General features: G+C 63.4%; 16 protein-coding genes, 1 pseudogene and 1 riboswitch. All 17 genes and pseudogenes read right to left on the bottom strand.

Going from position 1 to position 15,159, the window contains the following annotated elements; all coding sequences use genetic code 11:
- Position 1: 1 nt before the first annotated feature.
- A complete protein-coding gene (locus tag EP237_RS18310; RefSeq protein ID WP_127562340.1) occupies positions 2 to 346 on the bottom strand; it encodes a LapA family protein in 345 nt (114 codons plus the stop codon).
- A gap of 3 nt (positions 347 to 349) precedes the next feature.
- Positions 350 to 640, bottom strand: a complete 291-nt coding sequence (ihfB, locus tag EP237_RS18315; protein WP_127562357.1) for an integration host factor subunit beta — start codon at positions 638 to 640, stop codon at positions 350 to 352.
- 255 nt (positions 641 to 895) lie between these two features.
- A pseudogene (rpsA, locus tag EP237_RS18320) lies at positions 896 to 2,590 on the bottom strand (30S ribosomal protein S1); the annotation flags it as partial.
- Between the two features lie 226 nt (positions 2,591 to 2,816).
- Positions 2,817 to 3,815, bottom strand: coding sequence for an aldo/keto reductase (locus tag EP237_RS18325; RefSeq protein ID WP_127562342.1), 999 nt, complete (start codon positions 3,813 to 3,815; stop codon positions 2,817 to 2,819).
- On the bottom strand, positions 3,815 to 4,423 hold the full coding sequence (locus tag EP237_RS18330) for a (d)CMP kinase (RefSeq protein WP_127562343.1): 609 nt from the start codon (positions 4,421 to 4,423) through the stop codon (positions 3,815 to 3,817). The genes EP237_RS18325 and EP237_RS18330 overlap by 1 nt, the downstream gene beginning before the upstream one ends.
- A 41-nt stretch (positions 4,424 to 4,464) precedes the next feature.
- Complete coding sequence (locus EP237_RS18335; protein WP_127562344.1) at positions 4,465 to 4,869, bottom strand: GFA family protein; 405 nt, start codon at positions 4,867 to 4,869, stop codon at positions 4,465 to 4,467.
- The gene (locus tag EP237_RS18340; RefSeq protein WP_127562345.1) at positions 4,866 to 5,270 is read right to left on the bottom strand and encodes a GFA family protein; all 405 of its coding nucleotides are present in this window, start codon (positions 5,268 to 5,270) and stop codon (positions 4,866 to 4,868) included. Before EP237_RS18340 ends, EP237_RS18335 begins: the two co-directional genes overlap by 4 nt.
- A 74-nt stretch (positions 5,271 to 5,344) precedes the next feature.
- The gene (gene aroA / locus EP237_RS18345) at positions 5,345 to 6,697 is read right to left on the bottom strand and encodes a 3-phosphoshikimate 1-carboxyvinyltransferase (RefSeq protein ID WP_127562346.1); all 1,353 of its coding nucleotides are present in this window, start codon (positions 6,695 to 6,697) and stop codon (positions 5,345 to 5,347) included.
- 234 nt (positions 6,698 to 6,931) lie between these two features.
- Positions 6,932 to 7,645 carry a tRNA (guanosine(46)-N7)-methyltransferase TrmB gene (trmB, locus tag EP237_RS18350; protein ID WP_127562347.1) on the bottom strand — a complete coding sequence of 238 codons (714 nt, stop codon included), beginning with the start codon at positions 7,643 to 7,645 and terminating at the stop codon, positions 6,932 to 6,934.
- A 56-nt stretch (positions 7,646 to 7,701) separates the two neighbouring features.
- On the bottom strand, positions 7,702 to 8,172 hold the full coding sequence (locus tag EP237_RS18355; protein WP_127562348.1) for an ABZJ_00895 family protein: 471 nt from the start codon (positions 8,170 to 8,172) through the stop codon (positions 7,702 to 7,704).
- 76 nt (positions 8,173 to 8,248) lie between these two features.
- The gene (metK, locus tag EP237_RS18360; protein ID WP_127562349.1) at positions 8,249 to 9,430 is read right to left on the bottom strand and encodes a methionine adenosyltransferase; all 1,182 of its coding nucleotides are present in this window, start codon (positions 9,428 to 9,430) and stop codon (positions 8,249 to 8,251) included.
- A 6-nt stretch (positions 9,431 to 9,436) separates the two neighbouring features.
- A riboswitch (SAM-SAH riboswitch) is annotated at positions 9,437 to 9,487 on the bottom strand.
- Positions 9,488 to 9,521: 34 nt separating this feature from the next.
- On the bottom strand, positions 9,522 to 11,039 hold the full coding sequence (gene lnt, locus EP237_RS18365; RefSeq protein ID WP_240661688.1) for an apolipoprotein N-acyltransferase: 1,518 nt from the start codon (positions 11,037 to 11,039) through the stop codon (positions 9,522 to 9,524).
- Complete coding sequence (locus tag EP237_RS18370) at positions 11,036 to 11,923, bottom strand: transporter associated domain-containing protein (RefSeq protein WP_127562350.1); 888 nt, start codon at positions 11,921 to 11,923, stop codon at positions 11,036 to 11,038. The genes lnt and EP237_RS18370 overlap by 4 nt, the downstream gene beginning before the upstream one ends.
- Positions 11,924 to 11,968: 45 nt before the next feature.
- Entirely contained in the window at positions 11,969 to 12,475 is a 507-nt protein-coding gene (gene ybeY / locus EP237_RS18375; protein WP_127562351.1) for an rRNA maturation RNase YbeY, read from the bottom strand.
- Positions 12,476 to 12,580: 105 nt separating this feature from the next.
- On the bottom strand, positions 12,581 to 13,594 hold the full coding sequence (locus tag EP237_RS18380) for a PhoH family protein (protein WP_127562352.1): 1,014 nt from the start codon (positions 13,592 to 13,594) through the stop codon (positions 12,581 to 12,583).
- 171 nt (positions 13,595 to 13,765) lie between these two features.
- Positions 13,766 to 14,131, bottom strand: coding sequence for a hypothetical protein (locus tag EP237_RS18385; protein ID WP_240661689.1), 366 nt, complete (start codon positions 14,129 to 14,131; stop codon positions 13,766 to 13,768).
- Positions 14,132 to 14,136: 5 nt separating this feature from the next.
- Positions 14,137 to 14,646 carry an OmpA family protein gene (locus EP237_RS18390; RefSeq protein ID WP_420812533.1) on the bottom strand — a complete coding sequence of 170 codons (510 nt, stop codon included), beginning with the start codon at positions 14,644 to 14,646 and terminating at the stop codon, positions 14,137 to 14,139.
- Positions 14,647 to 15,159: the final 513 nt, after the last annotated feature.

Consider the following 15,159-nt stretch of genomic DNA (forward strand, 5'->3'; position numbering starts at 1 on the left):
GTCAGTCTTCCAGAAGGGCGAGAACCTCGTCCTTGCCCCGGTTGGCCTCGCCCCGCAGGCTCTGCACTTCCCGTGCCAGCTGGTCACGTTCCTTGCGCTGCGCCTTGGCTTCGGCCCGCTGCTTGTGCTCGCGGAACCATTCCCAGACGAACCCGATCAGCAACCCCGCCAGAATGCCCCCGAGAATCACGAGAAACAGCGGCAGGGTGATCGCGTAATTCCAGTTCACCCATTCCGCCAGATTGTGGGGCAGCACGGTCAGCGTCACCGGCTCGACATTGGCGAGCGAAACCAGCACCAGCGCAATGCCGATGACAGCCAAAAACAGGTATTTGATGTATTTCACCGTTCAGGAACCTTCCAAACCGTTCAACCTGTCGCGCAACAGCTTGCCGGCCTTGAAGAAGGGAACGTGCTTCTCTTCCACCTGGACACTTTCACCGGTGCGCGGATTTCGTCCAATCCTCGCATCCCGCTTCTTCACGGAAAACGCGCCGAAACCGCGCAGTTCCACGCGGTCGCCTTTCGACAGTGCCCCGATGATCTCTTCGAAAATTGCACTGACGATCATCTCGACCTCACGCAGGGTGAGGGACGGATTTTCGTCAGCCAGCTTTTGGATCAGTTCCGAACGTATCATCCAAACCCCCTGGCCGCGGTTTCCTGAGTCCTGACTATAAGCGCAAAGCGGCCTCGGGGGAATTGAAAAGCCGTTGAAAATCCGGGGGAAATCGGCCGAACTGAGGCTCAACACGCAGCTTGCCGCCGTTCTTTTGCAAACATCTGCCGATGATGGCCCGTCAGGGCACCCGCCCCTTGAACCTGATTCGGGGGGCTTAAACCGCAAAGGGCCCCGCGTTTCCGCGAGGCCCCCAATGCGTGTCTGACGCCGGTATCAGTCGTCGTTACCCTTGAGCGCCGCGCCCAGGATATCGCCAAGAGACGCGCCGGAATCGGAGGAACCGTACTGTTCCACGGCTTCCTTCTCTTCCGCGATTTCGCGGGCCTTGATCGACAGACCCAGACGGCGCGAACGGCCATCCACGTTGGTGACGCGGACGTCGATCTTGTCGCCGATCTGGAAGCGCTCAGGGCGCTGTTCGGCACGGTCGCGGCTGAGGTCGGAGCGGCGGATGAAGGACTTCATGCCTTCGTATTCCACTTCGATCCCGCCATCTTCGATCGCGGTGACGGCCACGGTGATGATCGAACCGCGCTTCACGCCATCGACGGCATCGGCGAAGGGGTCACCTTCAACGGCCTTGATGGACAGCGAGATGCGTTCCTTGTCGGTGTCGACTTCGGAAACCACGGCCTGAACGACATCGCCCTTGCGGTAGTTGCCGATCACGTCTTCGCCACGGCCTTCCCAGGTCAGGTCGGAGAGGTGAACCATGCCGTCGATGTCGTTGTCGAGACCAACGAACAGACCGAATTCGGTGATGTTCTTGACTTCGCCTTCGACAACGGTGCCGACCGGGTACTGCTCTTCGAACACTTCCCAGGGGTTGCGCATGGTCTGCTTGAGACCGAGCGACACACGACGCTTGGCGGTGTCGATTTCCAGCACCATGACTTCAACCTCTTGCGAGGTGGACACGATCTTGCCGGGGTGCACGTTCTTCTTGGTCCAGGACATCTCGGACACGTGAACCAGACCTTCGACGCCGGGCTCCAGCTCCACGAACGCACCGTAATCGGTGATGTTGGTGACGCGGCCGGTATGGGTCGATTCCAGCGGGTACTTGCCTTCGACCAGGTTCCACGGATCTTCCTGCAGCTGCTTCATGCCGAGGCTGATACGGTGGGTTTCCTTGTTGACCTTGATGACCTGCACCTTGACGGTTTCGCCAATGGACAGAACCTCTTTCGGGTCGTTCACGCGACGCCATGCCATGTCGGTGACATGGAGCAGGCCGTCAACGCCACCCAGATCGACGAAGGCGCCGTATTCGGTGATGTTCTTGACGACGCCGTCAACCACGTCGCCTTCAGAGAGCTTGCCGATAACCTCGGCGCGCTGCTCGGCGCGGGATTCTTCGAGGATCGCGCGGCGCGACACAACGATGTTGCCACGGCGACGGTCCATTTTCAGGATCTGGAACGGCTGCTTGAGGTTCATCAGCGGGCCGGCGTCGCGCACGGGGCGCACATCGACCTGCGAACCGGGCAGGAAGGCGACGGCGCCGCCGAGGTCGACAGTGAAGCCGCCCTTGACGCGACCGAAGATGGCGCCTTCGACGCGCTCTTCGTCGGCATATGCTTTTTCCAGACGATCCCAGGCGGCCTCGCGGCGGGCCATTTCGCGGCTGATGACAGCCTCGCCACGGGCGTTCTCGACCGTGCGCAGGAAGACCTCGACCTCATCGCCGACAGCGATTTCGGGGGCTTCACCGGGATTTGCGAATTCTTTCAGATCAACGCGGCCTTCCATCTTGTAGCCGACGTCGATGATGGCCTGGCCCGCTTCAATCGCGATCACCTTGCCTTTGACAACAGACCCTTCTTCGGGCGTGTCGATTTCGAAGCTTTCGTTCAGAAGGGCTTCGAAGTCCTCCATAGATACGTTCTGAGCCATGTGGCGTCTTTTTCCTTTAGCGGTTGTTTCTGGCCGTGCGGTTGTCTCCGCCGGTCTTGATTGATGTCCGCCTTCGGCGGAACGGGTTGGTCTTCACGGTCATTTCCCAAACGAATGAGGGCCGGGGGAAAACCCGACCCTGCCTGTGTGAGACGTTGACCGCCTGCTCGACGGGCGCTCTATAGCCACTGGGCAGGGAAAGAGCAAGCCCGAAGCGCCTGTAAATCAAGGGCCGGGATCAGCAGTAGCGCTCCGGTCCGATCCATTGTTCGTCCGAATAGCGATCTCCATGCGCCCAACCGGCGGGCAGCACTGCCTCTATGGCGGCAAGATCGGTTGTCGTCAGGGTCATGTTGGCCCCGGCGATATGCTGGCGGAAATGGGTCAGCGACCTTGTGCCGGGTATGGGCAGCACGTGGTCGCCCTGCGCCAGGGTCCAAGCAATGGCCAGTGCAGCGGCGCTGGTGCCCATTTCGGCGGCCAGGGCCCGGAAGGCATCGGTCGCGGCGATATTGGCGGGGTAGGTTTCCGCGCTGAAGCGCGGATTCGCGGCAAGGAATGGCAGATCCTGCACCGTCTCCCAACTGAGCGGCGTATCGGTCAGGAAGGACCGCCCGACCGGTGAAAAGGCCACGAATGTCGCCCCGATCCGCGCGCATCCCTGAACAAGACCCAGATCCGGCGACCGGGTGGACAGCGAATATTCCGACTGGACCGCCGCAATCGGATGCACCGCATGGGCGCGGGCCAGGGTCGTGGGCGAGATTTCCGACAGGCCGATGGCCTTCGCCTTGCCTTTCCTGACCAAGGCTCCAAGCGCCTCGGCGCTTTCCTCGATGGGGCGCGACTTGTCCCGGCGATGCGCATAGAAAAGGTCCACCGCTTCGACCCCGAGCCGCTTGAGGCTCGCGTCCAGTTCCGCCTCCAGATGCTCCAGATCGTTGCGGAAAATGCGGTTGCCCTCCCCGTCCCGCGTGATCGCGGCCTTGGTGGCGATGGTGAAGTGATTGCGCGCGTCAGGCCGGGCCTTCAGGTAGTCGCCGATCACCCGCTCTGACCGCCCCATGCCATAGACATTGGCGGTATCCAGATGCGTCACGCCCGCCGCCATCGCCTCATCGAGAATGGCGAAGGAGTTCTCGTCCGTCGTGGCCCCGTAGAAATCGGAAAACGACATCGCCCCGTAGCCCAGGCAGGACACCATGGGGCCGGATTGGCCAAGCTTGATCTGTTTCATCAGGGCATCCTTTGGGAAATTGCCGTGATTGCCGCCACGAAAGCCTGCTCGATCGTCATATCCGAGGTGTCGATCATCACCGCGTCCTCGGCGGGCTTGAGGGGGGCGGTTGCCCGGGCGCTGTCACGCGCATCGCGTTCGCGCAGCTCCGCCAGCACCTCGTCAAACCCGATCTCGCGCCCATTCGCCACCAGTTCCTTGTGCCGCCGCGCCGCGCGGGTTTCATCCGACGCGGTGACATAGAGCTTCGCCTCCGCCTCGGGGCAGATCACCGTGCCGATGTCGCGCCCGTCCAGAACAGCGCCGCCCAAACGCCGGGAAAAGGCGCGCTGAAAATCCAGCAGGGCCGCGCGCACCTCGGGGATCGCCGCAACCTTGCTGGCCGCCTGCGCGGCCTCTGCCCCGCGCAGGTCCGGGTGGTCCAGATCCTCGGCGCGCAGTGCCTCGGCCGCCGCGACCGGGTCTTCGCCATCCAGCATCCGCTGGCCCACGGCGCGATAGAGCAGCCCCGTGTCCAGATAGGCAAAGCCGAAATGATCCGCCACCGCCCGCGCGATGGTGCCCTTGCCCGCCGCGGCGGGCCCGTCGATTGCTACTGTAAATGCCATGGCCTAGGGCTAATCCCGCCCGCGCCGCTGTGCAAGCCCGATCAGTCCACGACCATTGTCGTCAGCGCAGGATCATAACCCTCGGCCTGCGGCACGCCTTTGGGGATCTCGTAGTAATCCCCCTTGTCAGCGCAAAAGATATGGCCTGCAATCTTCAGCCCGGTTGCGCCGTCGAGGCTTCCCGCGAAGATCGACAGGTTCTCGCCCGCGCCATCCCAGAAGAGGTTCGACCCGCAGGTGGCGCAGAAGCCTCTCCGCGCGGTTGCTGACGATTGGAACCACGTCACCTCGCCCGTCACCGCGATCCGGTCTCGCCGGGCCGAGGTGGCGGCCACATGGTGGCCAGAGGTCTTGCGGCACTGGCTGCAATGGCAGGCGATCACGGGCCGAAGTGGTCCGGTCACGATGAAATGGACAGCGCCGCAGAGGCAGGATCCGGTGGTCATGGGGCAATCTCCTCTCCGGTTTCCCAGCCGACATAGCAGGGCACGCCATCGTCGCTGCGGTAATAATCGCCCTTGTCGGCGTAAAAGATATGCCGCTGCAGCCGCAGCCCTGTCGGCGCGTCCATCGATCCGGCCGAGACATAGATGATGCCGTCGAACTGTTCCCAGAACAGGTAACTGCCGCAGGTGGCGCAGAAGCCCCGCCGCGCCTTGCCTGGGGTGGAGTCATACCAGCGCGGGGTGCCTTCGATGGTGATTGCGTCCCATGGAACGGGCGCTGCGGCGCTGAAATGCCCGGTCACCTTGCGGCACTGGCTGCAATGGCAGCCGGAAACGCCCTCGGGGATCTCGCCTTCGATCCGGTAGCGGATCGCCCCGCACAGGCAGCTTCCGGTGATCATATGCGCCCCCTCCGGCTGTTTCGGGGGAAGAAGACCATGGTCCCCTGCCCCCTGTCCTGCCGGAAAGCGACACCTTATGCGCCGGTCCGCTCCAGCGAGGCACCGAGGGATGCCATCAGCGGCTCGAAGATCGGGAAGCTTGTCACGATGGGGCTCGCGTCATCCACCCGCACAGGGTTCTGCGCCGCCATGCCGAGGCAGAGGAAGGACATGGCGATGCGATGGTCGAGATGGCTCTCGGTCAGCCCGCCGCCCGGCACAGTGCCCGCGCCTTTGCCGGTCACGATCCACCAGTCGGGGCCGTCCTCGACCTCCACGCCATTGGCGCGCAGCCCGGTGGCCATGGCGTCGATCCGGTCGCTTTCCTTGACGCGCAGCTCCTTCACGCCGCGCATGACGGTCTGGCCAGTCGCATTGGCCGCGACCACCGACAGGATCGGGTATTCGTCGATCATGCTCGCCGCGCGTGCGGGCGGCACCTCGATACCCTTCATGTCGGGGGAATATTTCGCGCGCAGATCGGCGACGGGTTCGCCTCCCTCCTCGCGCATGTTTTCGAATGTCAGATCCGCGCCCATCTCCTGCAGGGTGTAGAAGAGCCCCGCGCGGGTGGGGTTGAGGCCGATATTGGGGACCAGAACGTCCGATCCCGGCACAATGAGCGCCGCACAGACCGGGAAGGCCGCCGAGGACGGATCGCGCGGTACGGTGATGGCCTGCGGTTGCAGCTCCGGCTGGCCGGTCAAGGTGATGATCCGGCCCTCGTCCGTGTCCTCCACGGTGATCTCGGCCCCGAAGCCCGCCAACATCCGTTCGGTGTGGTCGCGGGTGGCCTCCTGCTCGATCACCACGGTTTCGCCGGGGGCATTCAGCCCCGCCAGCAGCACGGCGGATTTTACCTGCGCGCTTGGCACCGGTACCGTGTAGCGCACCGGAACAGGCTCCGCCGCGCCTACCAGCGTCATCGGCAACCGCCCGCCCGCGCGCCCGACCGACTGGCAGCCAAAGAGCGCCAGCGGGTCGGTGACCCGTGCCATGGGGCGTTTGTTGAGGCTTGCGTCGCCAGTGAAGGTCACGGTGATCGGACAGGTCGCCATCGACCCCATGATCAGCCGCACCCCAGTGCCGGAATTGCCGCAGTCGATGACAGTGTCAGGTTCCGCAAAGCCGCCAACACCCACGCCGTGGACGCGCCATTCGCCCTCGCCCACACGCTCCACATCGGCGCCAAAGGCCTTCATCGCCTTGGCGGTGTCCAGAACGTCCTGGCCTTCCAGAAGGCCCGTAATCCGCGTCTCGCCCACGGCCATGGCCCCAAGGATCAGGCTGCGATGCGAGATCGACTTGTCGCCGGGCACATCGGCAATGCCGGACAGCGGCCCCGAAGGGTGCGAGGTCATGGGAACGGGGCTGCCGTGGCCGGACATGGGCGCGTCTCCTGCAATAGGTTCGGGCCGGGTGATAGCGCCTGACAGGGGGGGCGTCCACTCCCCTCTTTGCACGCTGTCGCTGATGGGTCCGGGTCCGGGTCGCCGCCTTTGGCGTCGATCCGGGAAAGGGCATGCTCACACCCCCTCCGGGGGCATTCGCCCGCCCGTGGGGGGCTCTGCCCCCGCCGCTTCGCGGACTCCCCCGAGGTATTTTTGCCAAGATGAAAGGGATCAGCGCTTTCGGAAGGTCAGGTAGTGCGGCGTTCGGCCCTCGCGGAGCGCCTTTTGTTCATAGCGGGTCGAGATCCAGTCGCCCCAGGGTGTGCGCCAATCGTCCGGCCCCTCTGCCAGCCAATCGAACCCGTGGCGCGGCACCTGTTCCAAAGTCTGGCGCACATAGTCGGGAATATCCGTCGCCACGCGGAAGATCGCACCGGGTTTCAGCACGCGGGCCAGCGGCTCCAGATGCTCTGGCGTCACGAAGCGGCGGCGGTGGTGGCGCTTCTTGGGCCAGGGATCGGGGTAGAGCAGGAAGGCGCGCGACATGCTCGCCTCGGGCAGCACGTCGAACATGTCGCGCGCATCGCCGGGATGAACGCGCAGATTGCTGACCCCCGCCGCGCGGATCTTGCCAAGCAGCATGGCGACACCGTTGATATAGGGCTCGCAACCGATGATGCCGACATCCGGGTTTGTCTCGGCCTGATGCACCATGTGCTCGCCGCCGCCGAACCCCACTTCCAGCCAGACATCCTTTCCCCCAAATAGGGCCTCCAGATCGAGCGGAGTCCTGTCGGGGTTCACGTCCCAATCGACGGCCCCCGGTGACAGGGCCGCGAGATCCTCTTCAAGGTAGGCCTCCTGGCTGTCGCGCAGGGTCTTGCCCTTGCGGCGGCCATAAAAATTGCGCCACGGGGCCTTGGGGTGCTTGGTCTGGTCGCTCACGCTGGTGCCTCGATTGCCGGATCAGCCGCGGGACATAAAGGCAAAGCGCCGGGGGCTCAACCGCCCCGTGCGCGACGTTCGCGCGCTTCGATGCCGCTGAAGGCCGACCAGATGAACAACCGGAAGATCGGCACCTGCATGAACAGCCCCACAGCAATCAGCACGCCAATCATCTGCCCCTGTTCCTGGGGCAGGATGCCCGGCACCCGCCAGCCGATGACATATAGCGCGATGGCAATGGCCATATGAACCAGCATCGCCAATGCCGCCCAGACCAGGGCAAACTTCCAGGCTGTGCCGCCGCTTGCCCTTCCACCCTCATTGTCCAGATAACTTTGAGCGAACCACTGGAAGGGTACGATCATCGCCCCGATGGCCCCACCGATCATGGCACCACGCAGGATCGCCCCGTCAAAGCGAAGCCCCGCGACCTGCACCAGAAGGTAAAAAATGATCGCGATCGTCGCTGCAAAGATCGCGTAGTGCTTGATGAAATTCAGCGTGTAGGGATGTTTGGCGCTGCCCATCCTGTAAACTCCCAAAAAAGGAAAACGACGCCCGTTCCGGGGCGTCGCCATTCTTTAGCACAAGTCGCGCGGCCTGTTAAACGGCGGCTTTCAGGGCGTCGACCAGATCGGTCGCTTCCCAGGAAAACCCGCCATCCGCCTCGGGGGCGCGCCCGAAATGGCCATAGGCCGCCGTGCGCTGGAAGATCGGCTTGTTCAGCCCCAGATGGGTGCGGATGCCGCGCGGGGTCAGGTCCATGCACTGCGCCACGGCCTTTTCGATCAGGGACTCATGCACCTGCCCGGTGCCATGGGTGTCGACATAGATCGACAGCGGCCGCGCCACGCCGATGGCATAGGACAGCTGCAGGGTGCAGCGGTCGGCCAGACCGGCGGCGACGATGTTCTTGGCCAGGTAGCGCGCGGCATAGGCGGCCGAGCGGTCCACCTTGGTCGGGTCCTTGCCGGAAAACGCACCGCCACCATGGGGGGCCGCGCCGCCATAGGTGTCGACGATGATCTTGCGCCCGGTCAGGCCCGCGTCGCCATCCGGCCCGCCGATGACGAACTTGCCGGTCGGGTTCACGTGCCATTCGGTCGCTGCGGTCAGCCAGCCCTCGGGCAGGGTCTCGCGGATATAGGGCTCCACGATAGCGCGCACGTCGTCCGAGCTGAGGCTTTCATCCAGATGCTGGGTGGACAACACGATGGAGGTCACCTCGACCGGCTTGCCATCCTCGTAGCGCACGGAAAGCTGCGACTTGGCGTCGGGACCAAGCGCCGGTTCCTGCCCCGATTTGCGCACCTCGGCCAGACGCCGCAGGATCGCGTGGGAATACTGGATCGGCGCTGGCATCAGGTCGGGCGTTTCATTGGCGGCAAAACCGAACATGATGCCCTGGTCACCCGCACCTTCGTCCTTGTTTTCCGCCGCATTCACACCTTGCGCGATATGGGCGGACTGTTCGTGCAGCAGGTTGGTGATCTCGACCGTCTGCCAGTGGAACTTGTCCTGTTCATAACCGATATCGCGGATGCACTCGCGAGCGATCTCGTCGATACGCCCCATGTACTCTGTCAGCTTGGACTGATCCGACAGGCCAACCTCGCCGCCGATCACGACGCGATTTGTGGTGGCGAAGGTTTCACAGGCGACCCGCGCCTCTGGCTCTTGGGCAATAAAGGCGTCGAGAACCGCATCGGAAATGCGGTCGCAGACTTTATCGGGGTGCCCTTCCGAAACGGATTCGGAAGTGAAAATGTAGTTGTTGCGCGACATGGGAAGTGCTCCGTTACCTGTTATCGCCGCCACGCCAGGAAGCCGTTGTGGGGCGGTTGTGCAAGCGCCTTACGCGCTTTGCGTGGCGGGATCAATGGCGCTGTCGCCGTTCCGCCAGCATGACGCAGCAAGACAAGCCAAGCAGCAACACCCAGATGGGCCAGTCCCCGGTTCGGGCGTAAACCGTGGCAGGCAACGGTGGCGGCAGCCGCAGGTCGAGCGCGCCATGTTCGCCCAAGGGGAGCGCCGCCAGAACCTGCCCGCGCGCGTCGATCACCGCAGAGACGCCGGTATTTGCCGCCCTCAGCAACGGCAGGCCCTGTTCCGCCGCGCGCAGCTGCGCCAGCTCCAGATGCTGGAAGGGGCCGGAAAACTCCCCGAACCACGCGTCATTTGTGATCTGCAGCAGCCAGTCGGGGCGGTCGACCTGCCGGATATAGCCGGGGAAAATCGTCTCGTAGCAGATCATCGGAAAAGCCTGCCCAAGCGGACCGAGATCCAGCAGCGCCGGGCCGTCCCCGGGGGTATAGCCCGCGCCTGCGACCTCGGCCAGGCCGCGCAGCCCCATGGCACGGGCCATTCCGGTCAGCGGGATATACTCGCCGAAGGGCACGAGGTGATGCTTGTCATAGGTGGCCGCCAATCCGCCGTCCCGGTCCAGCAGAAACAGCGAATTGCGCACCATTCCGTCTTGCAACCTCTGCCCGCCCAAGATCACCCGCGCCGCACCGGAGGCCTGCCCGATCGCCTCGCGCCATGGCTCGGAATTGCGCAGCAACGCAGGCAACGAGGTTTCCGGCCAGATCACCAGATCGGGCGGCGCCTCGAGCTGCGGATCGGCGGCGGTCAGTTCCAGCGAGCGGCGGAAGAAGACCGGGATCATCTCTGGCAACCATTTCAGATGCTGCGGGGCATTGGGCTGGATCAGGCGGATCACGGCGGCGTTTTCATCGGCCGGGGGTGCAGGGGGGATCATCATTCCAAGCCCCAAAGCCGCCGCACCCAAGACACCGGGAAGCGCCAAAAGCACAGGTCGCGACCAGATCGCCGCCGCCAATCCCGCCGCCAACAACAGGGTCAGCAAGGTCAACCCATGCGGCCCGACCCAAGCCGCAAGCCCCATCAGCGGGCTGCCGATCCAGATATGGCCGGGATGCGCCCAGGGGAAACCGGTGAGGATTGAGGCGCGGAGAATTTCGGACGCGCTAAGCGCCAAGGCCCAGGCCAGAGGACGCAGCACCCCCGGTTGCGTCACGCGGACCGCCAATGCCGCAGCCGCCCCCCCGAACAGGGCCAGACCGGCAGACATCAGGATCAGGGCGAAGGGCGCCATCCAGCCATGCCGCCAGGGATCGACGAAAAAGGGTTCGACAATCCAGTGCAGGGACACGGCGAAATAGCCCGTGCCGCCCGCCAGGCCCGTCCAGAAAGCCGGCCTCGCTGTGCCGACAAGCATCAGGGACAGGGCAAGCCCGGCAAAGCCGAGCAGGGACAAGAACGGCAGATCGAAGGGCGCAAGCCCTGTTGCAGCCAGCCCCCCGGCGACAAAGGCAAGCCCGAACCGCTGGCGCGCACTCCGACCAGACAGCCAGCGGGCAATCCCTGTCACCCGCCATGCCCCTTGGGCAGACGAATCCGCAAACGCTTGATCCGGCGCGGGTCGGCATCGACGATTTCGATCTCGGGGCCTGCCGGATGGGGAATGACCTCGCCACGGGCCGGAACGCGCCCGGACAAGACAAACACCAACCCGCCAAGCGTGTCGATCTCCTCGTCGTCAAGCCCTTCGGTCAGATCGACGCCAATGGCATCCTCGAACTCGTCCAGTGGCGCCTTGGCCCTGACAAGCCAGCAGCCGGGGGCTTCTTCTGACCAGAGCTTGTCTTCCTCGACGTCATGTTCGTCCTCGATCTCACCGATAACCTGTTCGATCAGGTCCTCCAGTGTCACCAGACCGTCCACACCGCCATATTCGTCGATCACAAGGGCCATGTGAATCCGCTCGGTCTGCATCTTTTGCAGCATCACCCCAATGGGCATGGATGGAGGTGCATAGAGCAGCGGTCGAAGCATCGAGCCGAGGTCAATGACCTTGCCACCGCCATTGAACCCATAGGTCAGGGCCAGGTCCTTGAGATGAACCAGCCCGATCGGCGTGTCGAGCGTACCCTCATAAACCGGCAGACGGGTATACCCGCTGTCGCGGAACACTTTGACAAGATCGGCAAGCGCGATATCGACCGGCACGGCGGTGATTTCCGCACGTGGAACCGCCACATCATCCAGCCGCATCCGGCGCAGATTGTACACCGAGATCGCCGCATGCGCCGCAGACCCGGCGGCGTGCGCGGGTTGCCCGTTCGTTTCAATGGGTTCGGGGGATTGGGTGTTGCCAAAGAGCCGGGCCAGAAGGCCGGGTCTCTGGTCTGAACTGTCGTCCGTCTCCTGCGCGCCTTGCGCTGCGCTAGAGGAGGACTCGGGGGAGTCGTTCATGGATCCTTTCCAAGGACAATTGCCGGGCCTGAAAACCCGTTGGCCCTAATATGGGTCAGGGATGCCCATGGTTGCAAGGATACGCGTCTCGATTGCTTCCATATGGGCGGCATCCGGGTCATTTATGTGATCAAAACCCAACAGATGCAGGGTCGCGTGGACCAGCAGATGGCTGACATGGTCCGAAAAGGGCTTTCCCTGGTTCTCGGCTTCACGCGCACAGGTCTCGTAGGCAATGGCGATGTCGCCCAGTTCAACAGGCGGGCCGTCAGGGTCAGGATGGGGCAGCTCCGGGGACTGGCCTGTCGGCAATTCGATCTCTTCCGCGGGCCATGACAGGACATTCGTGGGGTGCGGCTTGCCCCGGAAATCCGTGTTCAGTTCGGCAATCCGGGTGTCGTCACAGGCCAGGATTGCGATTTCGAAGCGCTCTGAATCAAGGCCAAGCTCTGCCAGAACAGCAGAACAGGCCCTCCCTGCGATGACGTCCAGGTTCACCGCCTCCCATTCGGGGGCCTCGATGATCACATCCACCAGAGCGGTCCCGTTCATACCGCGCACCGAACAGAAGAATTTTCTGGAAAATTCTTCCATCCCCCAAAAATCTTCAGGAAGATTTTTGCAGCCTCAGAAAAATCTTCTTTCAAGATTTTTCCCTCACCCGCGCTCTGCCGGATTGTCGGCGTCATAGGCTTCGATGATCTTTGCCACCATCGGGTGGCGCACCACATCCTTGGCGGTGAAATAGTTGAAGCTGATGCCCTTGATCCCGTCTAGGATACGCTCTGCCTCCCGAAGGCCGCTGGTCACGCCGCGCGGAAGGTCCACCTGGCTGCGGTCGCCGGTGATCACCATGCGGCTGCCCTGCCCCAGACGGGTCAGGAACATCTTCATTTGCATGCCCGTTGCATTCTGCGCCTCGTCCAGCACCACATAGGCATTTGCCAGCGTCCGCCCCCGCATGAAGGCGAGCGGCGCAATCTCGATCCGCTTTTCTTCGATCAGCTTGGCCAGCTGCTTGCCCGGCAGGAAGTCGTTCAGGGCATCGTAGAGCGGCTGCATGTAAGGATCGACCTTGTCCTTCATGTCGCCGGGCAGGTAGCCGAGCTTCTCGCCCGCTTCCACCGCAGGGCGGCTCAGGATAATGCGATCCACATGGCCGTTGATCATCTGGTTTACCGCAACGGCCACGGCCAGATAGGTCTTGCCGGTGCCCGCCGGGCCGATCCCGAAGGCCAGTTCGTGACCATACAGCGCGCGGACATAATCCTGCTGCGCCTTGGTGCGGGGTTCGACCGTTTTCTTGCGGGTCTTGATTTCCAGGTCGCCGGTCTGGAACATCTCCATCTGGTCGCCGTCGCGGGTGCCGGTGTCTTCCCCGGAATTGCCGAGCCGGACCACCGCGTCGATATCGCCGGGGTCGATCGACCGGCCCGACTCGGCGCGTTGATAGAGCGATTGCAGCGCCTGAGCGGCCTCGTCCCGCGCGCCGCCATGGACGGCAAGCGCATTCCCGCGCCGCACGATCTGCACATCCATCAGATGTTCGATCTGCGCGAGATTGCGGTCAAACTCGCCGCAAAGCTCTATCAGAAGTCTGTTTTCAGGGAATTCCAGAACGCGTTCCAGAGAGGCGTCTTCGGGTGGCGGAGGCAGCGTGGTGGTCGCCAATGGGGTCTCCCGCGTCGAGGTTGTGGGTCCAGTGTGGCAACAGAGCCGGACCAACGCAACCTCTTGTGTCCCATTCCCCGCAATTTCCCCATATCGTGATGAAATGGCGGGCAGAATGAGATCGGGCGGCGCCGATCCGGCACCGCCCTCCCCCGTGCTTTCAAAGATCGGTCAGCGCCGGTTCGGCACCCAGTCCCGGATCCCCGCAGCCCCGGCACCGGAATCGCCCACGATAGAGCCCGGAGGCGCGATCGGGGTGCAGACCGGCAAGCCGGTCACCGGATCGCGGCGCGCGTCGATATAGCCTTCCAGACCGTCATCGACGATCCAGTGGTGGCATCCATCCGGGTCCACCCAGATCCCGGCTTCCAGTTGGGTCAGGCTGCCGGCGTCGCGCCCCCTGTCATGCGCAATGGCGCGGACGGGGGCCGGATCGTTGGTGGGGGACACGCCTTCGATCGCCTCGACACACCCGGCAAGAACCAGGGCCGAGGTCAATAGGGCGGTAAGTTTCATCGGCTTCAAAACACTCGTCATCTGGGTCACCTGTAGCACACGATTTCAACACGGCGGTTCTGCTGCATGTTTGCAGCGCTGGTGTTCGGCACCCTGGGACGCCGTTCGCCATAGCCGATTTCGCGGGCCACGCGTGCGCCGACCGAGCGGGCCACGGCAGCGACCGACGCAGCGCGACGCTGTGACAGGCCCAAGTTGTATTCATCCGAGGCGCGGCTGTCGGTATGGCCGTAGATTGCGTAGGCAAAGGCCCCGGCGGAGGAGAAGAACTGTTCCAGATGCGCCCGGCCCGCCGAAGTCAGCCGGGAGCTGTCCGTGGCAAACAGCGTATCGGTATTGGCCACGGCGCAGGTGTTCATTTCCATGCAGATCGGCATGCCGTTTTCGGGGTTCACCCGGCCGGTCATGTACCCCTCGACCCCGCCATCGGCGACCCAGTGCATACAGCCATCGGGATCGATCCAGATGCCCGGCTCAATACTGCCGGTCACACCGCCACCGCTTTGGGCGAGGGCCGCACCGGGCAGCATCAGCATCGACGAAAGGGCCACCGCAGCAGCCAGAAGAACGGATCTCAAACCAGGACTCAAAACGCGCATCACCGCGACACCCCCTTGTTACCTTTACACATCCCCGCAGCGTGGCAGCGCCTGACGGGAAAAGCCCATTTATTTGTAACAGTTTATCAGCCCGCCCGGGTTTGGGAAGTCCGAATTTTGCCCGTTGGCCGCCCGAAAACCGGAAACGTGACCGAATCATCACCCCGGACCCAGGTTGGATCAATCTGGCAAAACTTGAGCGAAAATGGGTTAACGATGCGGAAAAGACGCCGCGCTGTTGCGATCTGAAACACAGTCCCGCCGTATGTCCGATACAGTTTCCAGATCGGCACGATTTTATCCGCCATCCTTCACAGACCTTAACGTTTCGTTAAACTCCGCCGCATGAGTGGGAACGGGTGGCCGAACGAGAGCCTCCCGATCCATTTCCCGGCCGAGCAGTGTGTTGGTTCCGCCCGTCAAAGGGCTAGGCCACCGACTCATAAACGC

This window comes from Nioella ostreopsis (assembly GCF_004000255.1).
Classification (GTDB): domain Bacteria; phylum Pseudomonadota; class Alphaproteobacteria; order Rhodobacterales; family Rhodobacteraceae; genus Nioella; species Nioella ostreopsis.